Source organism: Pantoea sp. JK (assembly GCF_026130245.1).
Classification (GTDB): domain Bacteria; phylum Pseudomonadota; class Gammaproteobacteria; order Enterobacterales; family Enterobacteriaceae; genus Pantoea; species Pantoea trifolii.
Window position 1 is genome coordinate 421,893 of sequence record NZ_JAINFN010000002.1, and the last position, 16,753, is coordinate 438,645.

A 16,753-nucleotide genomic window follows, 5' to 3' on the forward strand; every position below is an offset into this window, starting at 1 on the left:
GAAAGGGCGGCCATTGCGAGCCGCCCTTTTTTAATCAATCGTCTTCATCTTCTTCGTCATCGTAATCAATCGGCGATTTGAAATCATCTGGCTTGATCGCCAGCAAATCACAGCGCAGATGATCGATCACTTGTTCCGCAGTGTTACCCAGGAACGCAGCTGACAAACCGGTACGGCCGATGGTACCGAGCACCACAATGCCAGCGTCCAGATGCGAAGCGATATCTGGAATCACTTCCTCAGGCAAACCTTTCGCCACATGGGTGAACTCTTCACCGATTGAGAATTTTTGTCGCAGCGCTTTCATCGCCACTAAATGCTGTCCGCGAATCGCGTCGTTGTAGACGCTAGGATCAAAGTCCGGCAGTTCGATAGCAATGTTGATGGGCGTGATGGGATAAGCGCCGACCAAATGCACTTCGGTGTGATTCACCATCTCGGCCAGCAGCGTAGTTTCACGAATCAACTTCTGGTTAAGCTCATCGTGATGCGGCTCTTCGCTGGCGAGATTGACCGCCACCACCGCTTTGCCGCCCTCAGGCCACGCCTGATCTTTCACCATCCACACTGGGCAAGGGCATTTACGCAGCAGGTGCCAATCCGTCGGGGTGAAGATTACTGCTTCCAGGCGATCGTGCTGGTGTGCCATTTTCAGCACTAAATCATGCTGATTCGCCATAATTTCCTGAATGATGGCTTCATACGGACGGTTATGCCAAACCACTTTGATTTCAATTTCAACGCCAGCCTCAATATATGCCTGGGCCTGTTGGCGAATCCATTCGGTACGTTGGCTGATCACCCCTTTGCGCATATTGGAGCGCTCATCGGGCGACAGCAGCGTGGTCATTTCATATGAGAAGTCGTAAATAGGCAGGAAAGCTTTGATTTTTCCGCCGATACGTTGATTGAGATAAACCGCACGACGCAGCGCGGGCTGATCGTCCTGCTGGGCATCAATAGCCACCAGAATATTTTGGTACCGGGACATAGGCCGATCTCCTAAAACCAAAGCAAGTTGGATTAAAGATAGCCTAAGTTTGGACAGGGCAGAAGCGGAAAAGTTGTTGCCGGATCAATAAAATAACTTTTATTAACCCGGCACAAAATCACGCGGCTTGTTCGGTCTGGCCAGCTAATTCTGCCAGCAAAGCGTGGTTCTCGATGGTGATATATTTGCCTTTAACCGCCAGCATGCCACTTTTCTGGAAGCGACCCAGCAAACGGCTGATGGTTTCTACGGTTAGTCCCAAATAGTTACCAATATCGCCGCGCGTCATGGTCAGACGGAATTCACGCTGTGAGAAACCGCGCTGGCCGAAACGGCGCGACAGATTCCAGACAAACGCCGCCAGACGCTCTTCGGCATTTTTCTTCGACAGCAGCAGAATCATATCCTGATCGCCTTTGATTTCACCGCTCATCAAACGCATCATCTGCTGACGTAGCGCTGGCATTTTACCAGAGAGATCGTCGAGGGTTTCAAACGGGATTTCGCACACCATTGCGGTTTCCAGCGCTTGCGCAAAGCTTGGATGTTTTGCACCGACAATGGCGTCAAAACCAACCAAATCGCCTGCCAGATGGAAGCCAGTAATTTGCTCGTCGCCTTGTTCAGTGATGGTGTAGCTTTTGATGGTGCCGGAGCGGATTGCGTAGAGCGATTTCAGTTCATCACCGGCTTTGAACAGCGTCTGGCCTTTTTGAATCGGCTTTTTGCGCTCAATGATGTTATCCAGCTGATCCAGTTCGTGCTCGTTCAGCGTGAAGGGAATACACAATTGGCTGATACTGCAATCCTGACAATGGATGGCACAACCGCCAGACTGAATACGTCGAATGCTGCGTTTTTCCTGGATCATATTAGTTACGCTCGATGATTATTGACTGCGGTCAATTTTAACATTTTTCGAAGCGAAGGGAACTCATCCGAGCAGTAAATGTCCTTAAAACCCCACAAATGTCAGGTATTACAGGGTTTGCGCTGGTCTGACCTAAGGGCATTTATTGATCTGGAACGTTTTGTTGCCAGGTTTACAGTTAGACATGGCTTAATACAGCGCAAAAAGTGACAGATGTTTTGCCAATAATCCTTTGCTACTCTTTTGCTTTGGCGTCGATTTGGACGCTCAGGTAAACACCAGGCGAGAGGAAACACCATGAACCTTGATGATGAAGACCTTTTCCGCGATGCCATGGGTGATGTAACACCATTAAAAAACTGCGCTAACACCCAATGGCTACGCGCCCCTTCGCCTAAAGCGCCACGCGCGCCGCAGGAAAGTGACGAGCAGGAAAATTTCCTTACGCGTGGCTTTCTCGACATCGTTCCACTGACAACACCGCTGGAATTTAAGGTTGAGGGCGTACAGCAAGGCGTGCTGGATAAGCTGCGGCTAGGCAAATATCCGCCGGAAGCCAGCCTTAATCTGCTGCGTCAACCGGTTGAAACCTGTCGTCAGGCGCTGTTCAGCTTTATGCAACAAGCCAACAAACATGGATTGCGCAATCTGCTGATCATTCATGGCAAAGGGCGTGACGATGAGTCGCACGCCAATATTGTGCGCAGCTATGTGGCGCGTTGGTTGCAGGAGTTTGCAGAAGTGCAGACCTTTTGCACCGCACAGCCGAAAGATGGTGGGGCGGGCGCGCTCTATGTCGGTTTACGCAAAACCGAACAGGCGCGCCTTGAGAACCGTGAACGTCATGCCAAACACAGTCGTTAACTGTGGAATTTACGAATGGTCGCCATCAGCACTTCGGCGCTTAGGCTTAGCGGGCTGCCGCTGCGCGTTATAATACCAACCGGTTCGCCTGGCCCCGGCGAGGCAATCGGTAGCGCGCACAACGCATCGTGATTTAAATCTTCTTTGATGGCACCGGAAGGCACAAACCACACATAGTCGTAACGCAGCGCCAGCTGGCGCGCCAGCGATGTCGATGAGGTTTCGACGCAGTTTGCTGGCAAGGTACAACCTTGCTCATTCAGCATATGCTGCGCAATACGACGAGGTGCGGTGCCTTCCGGCGAAATCACCACTGGCCACTGCATCGCGCGCGACAGCATAACGTTTTCGCTTAATAGCGGATGATCCGGGCGCACTACCAGTTTAAGTGATTCCAGGAACAGCAATTCATAGGTTAGTCCGGCCATCATGTCGCTATCCGCCATCCGACCAATGCCAACATCAAACTCACCGGCACGTAAACCGGCCAACAGCACGTTATTGTGCAAGGTCGCGACCTGCACCGTAGTATTGGGTTGCTGTTCATGGAAGCGATCGAGAATTTGCGGCAGCATGCCCATCGCAGCCGTAGTCAGCGCACCGAGGCGAATCACCACCGGGCGACCAGGCTGCTGTGCGTTAAAGCTCTGACCCGCATGATTGAGCGCATCCAGCACTTTCACCGCATGAATCAGAAACTGTTCGCCCAGCGTGGTGAGCTGCGCGCCGAGCCGTCCGCGCTCAAACAGCCGCGCGCCTGCCAGCTCTTCCAGCTCATTCAGTGTTTTCGACAAAGCAGGCTGGCTCAGATTGAGCGTTTCAGCGGCACGACCGAGCGTGCCTTGCTGCGCTACCGCCACAAAGGTATGTAAATGACGCAAGCGAATGCGCTGATTGAAAAGGATATTTTTGTCCATACGCCCAACATAATGAGTTATGACGAGAAGCAGCAATGAGGAAACGTTAATTATGTTAACTTGCCTGCAAATTTATATTAACAAAAATGCCGCGACACAACCTTTATGCCTAACCTGCTGAATTTAAGCGTAATGCTGCAAATGACACTTTTTGTCGAATATTCAGCTTACGTAAAATCAACAACATAATTCGATAAAAGCTGAATAATTCTCAATTACATCCAAAAACAGTGCCCGATATTGTTAACGATGAGCTATGATAAGCGCCGTTTTTTTTACTAAAACTGATGCCCTCAACGGTTAAAAGTGCAGGAGTCGTTACGTGACCAGCGTTGAAGCAGTAGATGTTCGCCAGCTTATCAATAAGAGTGCGCTTAGCAGCTGGCAAAAGCGCTTAATCGCGCTGTGCTTCGTGGTGGTGGCGCTAGACGGCATGGACATTGCGCTAATGGGATTTATTGCGCCTACGCTGAAAGCCAGTTGGGGCGTCACTAATCATCAACTCGGCTTGGTGATCAGCGCGGCGTTGATTGGCCTGGCATTGGGTGCGATGGTGGCCGGGCCGCTGGCCGATCGTTATGGTCGCCGCGTGATGATCCTGATCAGCGTACTGTTTTTCGGCCTGTGGACGCTGGCCACGGCGATGGCGCAGAACATCGAACAGATGATGCTGTTCCGCTTTCTCACCGGTTTAGGGCTTGGCGCCGCCATGCCTAACGTTGGCACTTTGGTGGCCGAATACGCGCCCGAACGTCGTCGCTCCTTCATTATTACCGTGGTGTTCTGTGGCTTTACCTTTGGAGCCGCAACCGGTGGCTTTGCCGCTTCGTGGCTGTTGCCGCGCTATGACTGGCACTCCGTCATGCTGATGGGCGGCGTGCTGCCGCTGCTGGTGCTGCCTTTTTTAGTGCGCGGCTTACCGGAATCGGTACGTTTCCTGATTAGCCGTCGTGCGCCTGCCGCACACATTCACGCCATCCTCGAACGTATGCTGCCCGGCACCGTGCAGCCGGGAAGCCATTACCAAAGCACTGAGCTGCCAACCGCGCGAAAAGGTTCTGTGGCAACCGTGGTGTCGCGCCGCTATCTGTTTGGCAGTTTGATGTTGTGGGGCGGCTACTTTATGGGGCTGTTCCTCGTTTATCTGATTGGCAGCTGGATGCCTTCGCTGATCAGCACGCTTGGCATGTCGGTGACGGAAGCGGCGATTGTCACGGCGATGTATCAGGCCGGTGGAACCATTGGCTCGCTGTTTGCCGGTTGGTTGATGGATCGCATCAACGCCAATCTGGCGCTGGCGGTGATCTATTTCTGCGGCGGCATTGCCATTGTGGCGCTGGGTTTTTCTCCTGCGCAGGTTGGCTTAATGAGCGCCATCGCTTTCTGCAGCGGCTTCTGTTTTAACGGTGCCAACACCGGCATGAATGCGCTCTCCGCCAGTTATTATCCCACACACGCCCGAGCCACCGGCTCGAGCTGGATGCACGGCGTAGGCCGCATCGGCGCCATCATCAGCGCCTTTGTCGGAGCTGAGTTGTTAACGCTCGGCTGGACGTTCAGTCAGATCTTCCTGCTGCTGGCGATTCCTGCGGTATTAACCACCCTCATGCTGGTGCTGAAATGTCGCTTTGGTGACCAGTCAAACCTCACCGAGTGACAAGGCGATCACAGTTCCACGAAATTGTTACCCGCCGCTAAAGGGTTGATCTACAGTAGCAACAACCCGTAAGCCCAAGGTGATGATGATGCCAAACTTTCTCAGCAGCGATGCCATCCGCACGCTGTTCTCGCAGGCCATGTCGGCCATGTATCAGCAGGAAGTGCCGCAATACGGCACGCTGACGCAGTTGGTCACCGCCGTTAATGAACGTACGCTGGAAGCCAATCCCGAGTTGAAAAACCGCTTGTCGGCTGCTGATGAGCTGAGTCGCCTCAGCGTCGAGCGTCACGGTGCGATTCGTGTCGGCAAGGCCGATGAACTCAGAACGTTGCGCCAGATGTTTGCCGTGATGGGCATGGAAGCGGTGGGATATTACGACCTGTCGCAAGCCGGTGTGCCGGTGCACTCCACGGCGTTTCGTCCGGTCAGCGACCGCGCATTGCGCCACAATCCGTTCCGCGTGTTCACCTCGCTGCTGCGTCTCGAACTTATTGATGATGCGGCGCTGCGTGAGAAGGCCGCTACGATTCTCGCCGCGCGCGATATCTTTACGCCGGGTTGCCGTGCCTTGATCGCTAAGCATCAGCAGCAGGGCGGTTTAAACGCAGCGGATGCGGCGACTTTCGTGCAGGAAGCGCTGGAAACTTTCCGCTGGCATGCGCACACCACCGTAGACAGCGCCACCTATCGCGCATTGAGCCAGCAGCATCGTCTGATTGCCGATGTGGTGTGTTTCCGCGGTTGCCACATCAATCATTTAACGCCGCGCACGCTAGATATCGATCGCGTGCAATCACTGATGCCGTCACGCGGTATCGATCCCAAAACCCTGATTGAAGGCCCGCCGCAGCGCAAAGTGCCGATTCTACTGCGCCAGACCAGCTTCAAAGCCCTGGAAGAAGCGGTGCACTTTAATGATGGCACGCCGGGCACGCATACCGCGCGCTTTGGTGAGATTGAACAGCGCGGCGCAGCGCTCACGCCGAAAGGGCGCGAACTTTACGATCGTTTGCTGGCCGAAGCCGGTACCGGCAGCGATAACCAACATCACCAGCAACATCTCAGCGCGGTGTTTGGTGACTTCCCCGATGACGAAGAGACCTTGCGCGAACAGCAATTGGCTTGGTTCCGCTATCGCCTGACCGACAAAGGCGAGCATCTGCCGCCACGCGCGGGCGAAAGCGTGACGCAGTTGCTGGCAGAAGGGCGATTGAGCGCCGAACCGATCGTTTACGAGGATTTCCTGCCGGTGAGCGCAGCGGGGATTTTCCAGTCAAATCTGGGCGATGTGGCGCAAACGCGCAGCGCAGGTAATGCCAGCCGGGCGGATTTTGAAAGCGCGCTTGGTACAGCGGTGCAGGATGAGATGGCGTTGTATCAGCAGATGCAGCAGCGCAGTCTTGAGCGCTGTGGCGTAGCGTAAGAAATGTTACAGCCGGTCTGAAATTCAGCAGACCGGCTGCTTTTCTTGTGGTTATTGCAAGCGCGCGTCACGCACCAGCGTGTACTTCCCGGCACCCAAAAACATAATGGCGAGCGCGCCCAGCAGGTAAAGAGCTTCTGTCTCCAGCGCCCAGGCTCCGACATCTGTGCGATGCCAGACAGCGCCCATTTTTACCAGCAGAGTCGCAACAATCATGTTCACCGCAATAATGAACGCCGCAGGGCGCGTCAGTAATCCGATGATCACCATTACAGGTGCCGCTATTTCCCCAATGTAAGCACCGTAAGCGATGAAACCTGGCATCCCTTTGACGGCGAGCATGTGCGCAATCCAGCCCACGCCATGCACCACCTTGAACGCCCCATGAAACAGTAGCAGTCCGCCAAACGTCAGGCGTAACAGCAGTTTGCCGAAATCCGGGTGATCGCACATCCGATTGAACATCTGGTTAATGCCAACCAACATGGTGTTTCTCCGTCGCGCCAGGTTAACTTGCAACCTTAAAACAATTGGTCTCAATGGGGTTAGCCAAAATATTTGATGGAGTTGTTCAAAGAATCGCGCCACGGTTCGGCATAATCTGCAAATGCTTTGAGAACATGGACATTCGTCCAAGGCCTGCAAATAATGGAACGATGCATTATCAGGGAACCCGAGATGAAAAATGAACGACGTCTGAGGATCATGACCGCAGAAGGTGAACTCAGGGGCCTGATGGACGAAGATCTTTTTGTCTTCAGAGGAATACCGTACGCAGCCGCACCCACAGGCGCTTTACGCTGGCGACCGCCGCAGCCGGTGCAACCGTGGCAGGATGTGCGTGATGCAACTGAATGGGGCACGGCAAGCTGGCAGAACCGTGACTATTGCGTGGCCGCTGGCGGTGGCGATCCCGGTCGCTTCAGTGAAGATTGTCTCTACCTCAATATCTGGACGCCGGATGTCGAGCCATCGCGGCCGTTGCCGGTGATGGTCTGGTTGCACGGCGGCGGTTTTGCCATCGGCGCGGGCCATCTCGATCCCTATCGCGGCAAAGCGCTGGCGGCGCAAGGCGTCGTCGTCGTAACGCTCAACTATCGCCTTGGCCACTTCGGCTTCTTCTCTCATCCGGCGCTAGATGCGCAATATCCCGCCGGGCGCGTGATCAACAACTTTGCCTTACTCGATCAAATTGCCGCCTTGCAATGGATTCAGCGCAACATTCCTGCCTTTGGCGGCGATCGTCATAACGTGACGCTATTTGGTGAATCCTCCGGCGCGCGCAGCGTGTTATCGCTGTGCTGCTCGCCACTCTCCGAGGCGTTGTTTCACAAAGGCATTGTACAAAGCGCCTACAGCTTGCCCGACATCCCGCAAAAGCAGGCACAGCAAATCGGTTTGCAGGTGGCGGCGCATTTTTCTTTACCCGAAGATGCCAGCGCCGAGCAGCTGCGCGAGCTACCCGCCGAACAATTCTGGCCGTTAGAACGCCCGCTGGCGCTCGGCCCGGTGCCCATCAGCGGCGATGCGGTGTTGCCAAAACCGATGCTAACCACCTTCATGAGCGGTAAGCAGCATCGCATCCCGTTAATGATCGGCAGCAACAGTGATGAAGCCAGCGTGCTGGACTATTTTGGCGTGGATGCCACGGCGGTGTTGCGGCAGATGCGCAGTAAGAACCGCGTCAGTTATCGTCTGATGAAGTGGCTGTACGACATTCATGATGATGCGCTGCTGGGACGCGCGGTGGCGCGCGATATGGCGTTCACGGTGTTACCGTTTATGGTCGCTCAGGCGCAGCACAATATCGGCATGCCCGCATGGCGTTACTGGTTCGATTACGTCTCTGAAAATGCGCGCGATCTCTATCCGCACGGTACCTGGCACGGCAATGAAATTCCCTATGTCTTCAACACGCTGGATACGCTAACGCCGTCAGCGGAACGCAGCTACAGCGAGCAGGATAAAGCGTTCGCCGGCGCAGTCAGCGCCTATTGGGTCACCTTCGCGCGGGAAGCCAGCGAGTTCAGCGCGCACTTGCCCGGCGAGGTTGATTGGCCAGTCTGGCGACCGGGCAACGATCTGACGCTGGCGTTAGGCGATCAGGGCAAAGCCCAGGCAGTGGTAAAGGCGCGGTTTATGCGTGGACGGCTGCGTTTGTTCCGTTTAATGATGCGCAGCCACGTTAAGCTTTGATGAGCCTGCTAATGGTGTAAGCAGGCAAATGAATTTATAAGCCAAATTCTCGCCTATCTTGCTGATTAATCATAAAAGCGCCTTTTCCTCACCTGCGTCAGTAAGCAATTAATTAGCTTACAAAACCGTTACATTTTCCCCATCCGATGCCGATAAACGCAATATGCCCGATTTTATCGGGCCTCCTTCGCGTTTCACACCACGGGATTATGTATGGGTATCTTAAAAAATTTCACCATCCGCGCCGTATTGCTCACCATTCTTGGGCTGTTTTGCCTGCTGTGGTGTGCCGTTGGGCTGTTTAGCGTCCACTCACTGAACGCCCTCGGCGAGGGCAACGAGATTGACCGCCAGCTGGTTAATCAAATGACGGTTTTGAGCAAAGGAAACGATCAATATTTTCGTGTGGTTACGCGTCTGTCGCGTGTGATGGAAGGTCGTGCTGCGGGCAATGCAGTCAGTGCTGATGCATTCGCGCCGGTACAGCAAGCGCTCGACAATATGAAAAACCTGCTGGCGCAGTTTAAAGCCATGGCGCCGGGTCCGATGGACGCGGAGACCGCCAATAGCGTTATTGCCAACTGGCAAAAACTGCTGGATGAAGGTATCGCCCCGCAGGTTTCGTTGGCGCAGCAGGGCACGGTTGAAGCCTATCGCGCGCAAGCCAATAACGTCACGCCGCCGCTGAGCCGCGCGTTTGGTGCCAGCGCTGAAGCCTTCAATAAAGCCGCTGGTAGCAAGCTGGATGAGACGCGCGTCATTGTTGATAAGCTCACCAGCATCACCAAAGTGATCATTCTGGTGGCGGTAGTGATTGGCTTGTTCATCCTGCTGTTTACCGATCGCTATCTGGTGGCGATGCTGGTGAAACCGCTAGAACGCATCCGCAACCATTTCTCTATTATTGCGCAGGGCGATCTGAGCCAGCCGGTGGAAGAGTTTGGCCGTAACTGCGTCGGCAAACTGGTGCCGCTGCTGCGTGCCATGCAGGACAGCCTGCGCGAAGCGGTAAGCGCGATTCGCAGTGGAACCGAAAACATTTATCGCGGCGCGGCGGAGATCTCCTCCGGCAACAACGATCTCTCTTCGCGCACCGAAGAGCAGGCGGCCGCACTGGAGCAAACGGCGGCCAGTATGGAGCAGTTGACCGCCACCGTGAAATTCAACGCCGACAACGCGCGTCAGGCCAGCTCGCTGGCAGAAACCGCCACCGGCACCGCGCAGCAGGGCGGCAAGTTGGTGGGTGAGGTGGTTACCACTATGCAAGGTATCTCCGGCAGCTCGAAGAAGATCGCGGAAATCACCAGCGTGATTAACAGCATTGCCTTCCAGACCAATATTCTGGCACTGAACGCCGCAGTGGAAGCCGCGCGCGCCGGTGAACAGGGCCGAGGTTTTGCCGTGGTGGCCAGCGAAGTGCGCAATCTGGCGCAGCGCAGCGCCGGTGCGGCGAAAGAGATCGCCACACTGATTGAAGATTCCGTGCAGCGCGTGGAAAAAGGTTCGGAGCTGGTGAGCAGCGCGGGCAGCACCATGCACGACATTCTTAAGTCGGTGCAGGATGTGAATGAGATCATGAAGCACATTGCCGCAGCGTCGGAAGAGCAGAGCAAAGGCATTTCGCAGGTCGGCACCGCCGTCACCGAAATGGACAGCGTCACCCAGCAGAACGCCTCGCTGGTTGAGGAGGTTTCTGCCGCCGCCAGCGCGCTGGAGCGCCAAACGCAGGAGCTGCAAGCTTCGGTGGCGAAATTCCGCTTGTCGGACAGCGCGCCGGTGAATAAGGCTGTGGTTTCGCCAACTGCACTGCGTCGTCCGGTGTTGGCAGGCGCAGTTCCTACGCAGCCGAAACCGGCCTCTGACGAATGGGTCTCTTTCTAAACCTCTGATAACCACGCCACCAGTTCCGGCAGGAACGGTGGCGCATCTTTTTCTGCCCGCTGTAACAGGCTGTAGCTCGCGCCGGTGGCCACACTGGCGGCAAATGGCGCAATCAGTCGGCCATTCAACACATCGTTCTGCACTAAAGTCACATCCGCCACCGTGACGCCAAATCCCTGAATCGCGGCACTAATGGCTAGATCCATGGTAGCGAAATGCTGATTGCGCGCCATCGGTAATGCGGCATCCAATTCGGCCAGCCAAAGCTGCCAGTCGCGTGAATCCTGCGTTGGATGCAAAAAAGTAAACTTCGCCAGTTCGCCAATCTGGCTCGGCGGCGTGACGCTGCTGGCCATCACCGGCGTTAAACGCTCCTCAAACAGGCAAATCGATCCGGCGGGCGTTGGGCCAAACACAATCGCCGCGTCAAAATTATCCAACTGCGAGCCATGATCGAGCGTGGTGGTCAACGCCACGTGAATATCCGGACGCTGCTGTTCCAGCGCCACCAGACGCGGCACCAGCCAGCGCATGGCGCAGGTGGGCGCTTTCAGGCGAATGGCGGCGTTACTGCGGCTGGCTTTTTCTGTGGCATTCACCAGCATGGCAAAACCTTGCTTCAATTCCGGCAACAGCGCCGCGCCCTGTTCGGTGAGATGCAGGCCACGAGCGTGACGGATAAACAGCGCGAATCCCAGCCAGCTTTCTAGCGTGGCGATTTTACGACTCACTGCGCCTTGGGTGATGCACAGTTCGCTGGCGGCTCGCGTCAGGTTGAGATGGCGCGCGGTCACCAGAAACGCGTGAATGGCATTGAGCGGCAGAGCAGAGCGGGACATAACAACCTCAAGCTATGATTTTTAATCATGGCTATTATGACAACAATTCGCTTGTCGACTCAAGCCGCACGCCGTTGAATAGAAATCTACATTCGATACGTGGTTATGCAACCTCACGAGGCACCGATGACCCTGAATAGCAGTGTTAACCTCTCATCCAAACAGCCCGATGTCGGCACGACGATTTTTAGCGTCATCGGTCAGCTGTCGGCGCAACACAAAGCCATCAATCTGTCGCAAGGCGCACCCAACTTCCCGTGCGATCCGCACCTGGTTGAGCTGGTGAGTAAGGCGATGCGCGACGGTCATAACCAATACGCCTCAATGACCGGCCTGCCGTCACTGCGAGAAGCGCTGGCGCAGAAAGTGCACACACTTTATGGCCAGCAATATGATGCCGGTAGCGAAGTGCTGATCACCGGCAGTGCCAGCCAGGGCATTTACATGGCGATTTCCGCACTGGTGCATGCGGGTGATGAGGTGATTTTCTTCGAACCGGCTTTTGACAGCTACGCGCCGGTGGTCCGTCTACAAGGCGCTACGCCGATTGGTCTGAAGTTGCAGGTACCTGATTTCGCCATCAACTGGGACGAACTGCGCGCCACCATTACGCCGCGCACCCGCATGATCATCATCAACACGCCGCACAATCCTAGCGCGCAGGTGCTGTCAGCGGCGGATCTGGATCAGTTAGCCGCGTTGACGCGCAACACCGATATCGTGGTGCTGTCTGACGAAGTCTACGAACATATTCTGTTTGATGGCCGTAAGCACTGCGGCATGGCAACGCATCCGGAACTGGCGCAGCGCAGCGTGGTGGTTTCCTCCTTCGGCAAAACCTTCCACGTAACCGGTTGGCGTGTGGGTTATGCGCTGGCACCGGCAGCGCTGATGGAAGAGATCGTCAAAGTCCATCAGTTCATGATGTACGCCGCCGATACGCCGATGCAGGTCGGTTTTGCTCACTATCTGCAAAACCCGCAAAACTATCTGCAGCTGTCGCCGTTCTATCAGGAAAAACGCGATCGCCTGCTGACTTTGATGCAGGATTCGCCATTTAAGCTGCTACCGAGTGCCGGTTCGTTCTTTATGTTGGCCAGCTACGGACATTTCAGTGACGAAAGTGATAGCGAAATGGTAAAACGTCTCATCGTCGATCACGGTGTGGCCACCATTCCGTTGTCGGCGTTTTATATGGACGGCACTGACAATAAATTAATTCGCCTGTCATTCGCAAAAGACGACGCAACACTTCAGGCCGGTGCAGAAGCGCTCTGCCAGGTCAAAGGGTAACTTAGGGGTAAATATAATGAAAAAATTGAACGCACTGTTTGTCGCTCTGGGCATGCTGACCTCGGCGCACGCGCTGGCGCAGGAAACCTTACGCTATGGTCTGGAATCGCAGTATCCGCCATTTGAGAGCCGCAACGCGCAGGGCGAACTGGAAGGTTTCGATATCGAACTGGGTAAAGCGATTTGCCAGGTAGGTCACTTCGACTGTAAATGGGTGGAAAGCAGCTTTGATGCCCTGATTCCGGCTCTGCAGGCGAAAAAATTTGATGCTATCAACTCCGCGATGAACATCACTGAAGCGCGTGCAAAAAGCATCGACTTCACCAAACCGATCTACCGCATTCCGACCATGCTGATCGTGAAAGAGGGTGAGAAGCTGCTGCCAACCGCCGAATCACTGAAAGGCAAAAACATCGGTGTGCTGCAGGGTTCGATTCAGGAAACGTATGCTAAGAAGCACTGGGAAGCGCAGGGCGTTACAGTGACTTCATATCAGGATCAGAACCAGGTTTATAACGACATGGTTGCCGGTCGTCTTGACGGCACGTTGGTGATGTCTGCTGCCGGTCAATCGGGCTTCCTTGAAAAGCCGCAGGGTAAAGGTTTCGCCTTTGTCGGCAAGCCGGTAGAAGATGACACCATTCTCGGTACAGGTATTGGTTTTGGCCTGCGTAAAGGCGATGCCAAACTGAAACAAGAGCTGGATGCGGCGATCACCAAGGTGCAGACCGATGGCACGGTCACCAAACTGGCGGCGAAATTCTTCCCTGGGATTGATGTTTCAGCCAGCAAATAACGTTAAAAAGGTCGCCATGTTTGGCGACCCCAATCCAATCGTAAGGTCGTCATTTATGACGACCTTTTTCTTTTATTTCGCGGCTAAATAACACAGCGCTTCAGCAACCTGATACGACTTCACAAACGAGGGAACCGGCAAAAACTCAAAGCGCGAATGGAAATTGTGTGCGCCGGTGAAGAAGTTCGGCGTCAGTAATCCTTTTGCTGACAGCGCTGCACCGTCAGTGCCGCCGCGCATCGGGATCACTTTCGGCTCCACGCCCACCTGCTGCAGCGCGGCAAAAATCAAATCAATCGCGCGACGATCCTCGCCAATCGCATTACTGATATTGCTGTAAGTATCGTTAATGGTCAGCGCGACATGGCCGGTGGGATAACGCGCGGCAATTTCGTCGGCCACTTCCACCAGCTGCTGTTTCTTCGCGTCAAAGCCCTGCAAATCAAAATCACGAATCGAGGCTTTTAACACCGCGCGGCTGGCGTTGGCATTCATATCGTTGAACCAGATATAGCCTTCGCGACCTTCGGTATGTTCAGGGGTTTTTAAGCGATCAAAGCGCGAGATAAAGTCATGCGCCATCAGCAGCGGATTGACTAACACGCCTTTGCCCGACATCGGATGCGCTGGCACGCCGGTAAACACCAGCTCAGCGGCGGCGGCATTGAAGTTTTCATACACCACTTCACCCAGCTCGCAGCAGTCGATGGTCCAGGCAAAATCGACGTTAAAGCGCTGCTCCAGATCGAGCGCTTTGGCGCCGCGCAGGCCAATCTCCTCATCGGGCACAAATGCCACCACGATATCACCGTGATCGCCACGCAGGTTCTCCAGCAGCGTCATCACCACCGTGACGGCGGCTTTGTTGTCGGCGCCCAGCACGCTGGTGCCGTCGCTGAAGATAATCTCCTGACCGAGATAGGGTTTAATTTCCGGATGTTCCGCCACGCGCAGCCAGATGTCCTGCGTGCTGTTAAGGCACAGATCTTCACCGGTGAACGTGAGAGTTTGCGGATGGATATCCGGCGAGAGGCCAACATCCACGGTATCGATATGGGTGATAAAACCGATACGCGGCGCATCTGGACGATTGCCGGGTTTCACCGCCGTGACCGTAGCGTGCTGGTCAATCACAATATCCTGCAATCCCAGTTCGCCCAGCTCCTTTGCCAGTAACTCCGCCATCGCATGTTGGGACGGCGTACTCGGCAGCGTAGTTGATTTGGCATCGCTCTGGCTGGAAACCGCCAGATAACGGTAGAAACGCTGGGTCAATTGGCTGGCAAGTTGGTCTGTCATCACAATTCCTTATTAGCATTGCGGCGTCTGTAGTACGCGTGCTGGTTAAATCATGTTATTTATTAATCAGATGAACATTAAATAACGAAGCAGACTCATGGAAGTCAATAAAAAGCGAGGATCATGATGAAAAAAATGATGGCAAATCTCACTCTCACGGCAATCGGCTTGGCGGTTGCGGGCGGGGTTTCGGCAAAAACGTTGGTTTACTGTTCTGAAGGATCGCCAGAGAACTTCAACCCGCAGTTGTACACCTCGGGAACCAGCGTCGATGCCAGCGCAGTGCCGATATTTAACCGCCTGGTGGACTTTACGCCCGGCACCACCGAACTGGTGCCCAGCCTCGCTGAGAGCTGGGATATCAGCCCGGATGGCAAGGTCTACACCTTCCATCTACGCAAAGGGGTGAAATTCCAGAGCAACAAGCTGTTTAAGCCATCGCGCGATTTTAATGCCGATGACGTGATCTTCTCGTTTATGCGCCAGATGGACCCCAAAAACCCGTACCACAATGTCTCTGGTGGTAACTACGCCAACTTTGAAAGCCTTGAGCTGGCCAAGCTGATCACCAGCATTGAAAAAGTCGATGACAATACTGTGCGCATCACCTTAGCTCACGCTGAAGCGCCATTCCTCGCCGATTTGGCGTGGTATTTTGCCTCGATTCATTCGGCAGAATACGCCGACCAGATGTTAAAAGCCGGCACGCCGGAGAAGGTCGATATGGAGCCGATTGGCACCGGACCGTTTGAGCTGGTGCAGTATCAAAAAGATTCACGCATCCTCTACAAAGCCTTCCCGGAATACTGGCAGGGCAAGGCGAAGCTCGATCGCATTGTCTTCTCCATCACGCCGGACGCCTCGGTGCGTTACGCCAAGCTGGAAAAAAACGAATGCCAGATTATGCCGTTCCCCAATCCGGCCGATCTGGAGAAGATGCGCACCAATCCCGATTTAACGCTGCAACAGAAATCGGGCCTGAATACCGGTTTCCTGTCGTTCAACACTACCAAAGCGCCGCTGGATAACGTGAAGGTGCGTCAGGCGCTGGCGATGGCGATCAACAAGCAAGCGATTATCGATGCCATCTTTAAAGGCACCGGCACGGTGGCGAAAAACATCCTGCCGCCGGACGTGTGGAGTGCGGATAAAGATCTGAAGGATTACGACTACGATCCGGAGAAAGCCAAAGCACTGCTGCAGGAAGCGGGCATCAAGCCAGGCACCGAAATCGCGCTGTGGGCGATGCCGGTCCAGCGACCGTATAATCCGAACGCGCGACGAATGGCGGAGATGATTCAGGCGGATTGGGCCAAAGTGGGCATCAAAGCCAATATCGTCAGCTATGAGTGGGGCGAATACCTCAAGCGCGTGAAAGGCGGCGAGCATCAGGCGGCGCTGATGGGCTGGACCACCGCGACCGGCGATCCGGATAACTTCTTCGGCCCGCTCTACAGCTGCACCTCAGCGAATGGCGGCTCCAACTCATCGAAATGGTGTTATCAGCCGTTCGAGAAGATTATCACCGAAGCGCGTGCCGAGCAGAATCACGACAAACGCGTGGTGCTGTACCAGCAAGCGCAGCAGATCATGCATGACCAAATGCCCGCGGTGATGATTGCGCACTCAACCATCTTTGAGCCGGTACGCAAGTCGGTGAGCGGTTATCAGGTCGATCCGTTCGGTAAACACATCTTCTATCCGGTGGATATCAAGAACTGAG

14 protein-coding genes are annotated in these 16,753 nt (G+C 54.8%); 8 read left to right on the forward strand and 6 right to left on the reverse strand.

Annotated elements, in window-relative coordinates:
- Window positions 1–34 precede the first annotated feature (34 nt).
- Both uspE and PanJK_RS06450 read right to left on the reverse strand, forming a co-directional pair.
- On the reverse strand, window positions 35–991 hold the full coding sequence (gene uspE / locus PanJK_RS06445) for a universal stress protein UspE (RefSeq protein ID WP_265298155.1): 957 nt from the start codon (window positions 989–991) through the stop codon (window positions 35–37).
- Between the two features lie 118 nt (window positions 992–1,109).
- Window positions 1,110–1,862, reverse strand: coding sequence for an FNR family transcription factor (locus tag PanJK_RS06450; protein WP_008106391.1), 753 nt, complete (start codon window positions 1,860–1,862; stop codon window positions 1,110–1,112).
- 297 nt (window positions 1,863–2,159) lie between these two features.
- Here PanJK_RS06450 and smrA point away from each other — a divergent pair, with 297 nt between their 5' ends.
- On the forward strand, window positions 2,160–2,726 hold the full coding sequence (smrA, locus tag PanJK_RS06455; protein ID WP_154156237.1) for a DNA endonuclease SmrA: 567 nt from the start codon (window positions 2,160–2,162) through the stop codon (window positions 2,724–2,726).
- Here smrA and PanJK_RS06460 read toward each other — a convergent pair.
- Window positions 2,723–3,643, reverse strand: a complete 921-nt coding sequence (locus tag PanJK_RS06460; RefSeq protein WP_008106387.1) for a LysR substrate-binding domain-containing protein — start codon at window positions 3,641–3,643, stop codon at window positions 2,723–2,725. The two genes, smrA and PanJK_RS06460, sit on opposite strands and share 4 nt — an antisense overlap.
- 322 nt (window positions 3,644–3,965) lie before the next feature.
- On the opposite strand from PanJK_RS06460, the gene PanJK_RS06465 reads away from it, so the two are divergent.
- A complete protein-coding gene (locus tag PanJK_RS06465; RefSeq protein ID WP_265298157.1) occupies window positions 3,966–5,300 on the forward strand; it encodes an MFS transporter in 1,335 nt (444 codons plus the stop codon).
- A gap of 88 nt (window positions 5,301–5,388) precedes the next feature.
- A complete protein-coding gene (locus tag PanJK_RS06470) occupies window positions 5,389–6,726 on the forward strand; it encodes a VOC family protein (RefSeq protein ID WP_256696510.1) in 1,338 nt (445 codons plus the stop codon).
- Window positions 6,727–6,777: 51 nt separating this feature from the next.
- Here PanJK_RS06470 and PanJK_RS06475 read toward each other — a convergent pair whose 3' ends face one another.
- Window positions 6,778–7,212: a DoxX family protein gene (locus tag PanJK_RS06475; protein WP_265298160.1), complete on the reverse strand. Its 435-nt coding sequence runs from the start codon at window positions 7,210–7,212 to the stop codon at window positions 6,778–6,780.
- Window positions 7,213–7,404: 192 nt separating this feature from the next.
- Between PanJK_RS06475 and PanJK_RS06480 the strand changes: the two genes are divergently transcribed.
- Together PanJK_RS06480 and PanJK_RS06485 are read left to right on the forward strand one after the other, a co-directional pair.
- Window positions 7,405–8,922, forward strand: coding sequence for a carboxylesterase/lipase family protein (locus PanJK_RS06480; RefSeq protein ID WP_265298162.1), 1,518 nt, complete (start codon window positions 7,405–7,407; stop codon window positions 8,920–8,922).
- Window positions 8,923–9,135: 213 nt separating this feature from the next.
- On the forward strand, window positions 9,136–10,803 hold the full coding sequence (locus PanJK_RS06485) for a methyl-accepting chemotaxis protein (RefSeq protein ID WP_265298164.1): 1,668 nt from the start codon (window positions 9,136–9,138) through the stop codon (window positions 10,801–10,803).
- Here the strand turns inward: PanJK_RS06485 and PanJK_RS06490 are convergent.
- Window positions 10,800–11,642 carry a LysR family transcriptional regulator gene (locus tag PanJK_RS06490; RefSeq protein ID WP_265298166.1) on the reverse strand — a complete coding sequence of 281 codons (843 nt, stop codon included), beginning with the start codon at window positions 11,640–11,642 and terminating at the stop codon, window positions 10,800–10,802. The two genes, PanJK_RS06485 and PanJK_RS06490, sit on opposite strands and share 4 nt — an antisense overlap.
- 126 nt (window positions 11,643–11,768) lie before the next feature.
- On the opposite strand from PanJK_RS06490, the gene PanJK_RS06495 reads away from it, so the two are divergent.
- Window positions 11,769–12,935, forward strand: coding sequence for a methionine aminotransferase (locus PanJK_RS06495; protein ID WP_265298168.1), 1,167 nt, complete (start codon window positions 11,769–11,771; stop codon window positions 12,933–12,935).
- A gap of 16 nt (window positions 12,936–12,951) precedes the next feature.
- Complete coding sequence (locus PanJK_RS06500; protein WP_008106371.1) at window positions 12,952–13,731, forward strand: transporter substrate-binding domain-containing protein; 780 nt, start codon at window positions 12,952–12,954, stop codon at window positions 13,729–13,731.
- A 72-nt stretch (window positions 13,732–13,803) separates the two neighbouring features.
- Here PanJK_RS06500 and pepT read toward each other — a convergent pair whose 3' ends face one another.
- Window positions 13,804–15,030, reverse strand: a complete 1,227-nt coding sequence (gene pepT / locus PanJK_RS06505) for a peptidase T (protein ID WP_154156221.1) — start codon at window positions 15,028–15,030, stop codon at window positions 13,804–13,806.
- 126 nt (window positions 15,031–15,156) lie between these two features.
- Between pepT and PanJK_RS06510 the strand changes: the two genes are divergently transcribed.
- Window positions 15,157–16,752 (forward strand): ABC transporter substrate-binding protein, encoded by a 1,596-nt coding sequence (locus PanJK_RS06510; protein WP_265298561.1) that lies wholly within the window; start codon window positions 15,157–15,159, stop codon window positions 16,750–16,752.
- Window position 16,753 lies beyond the last annotated feature (1 nt).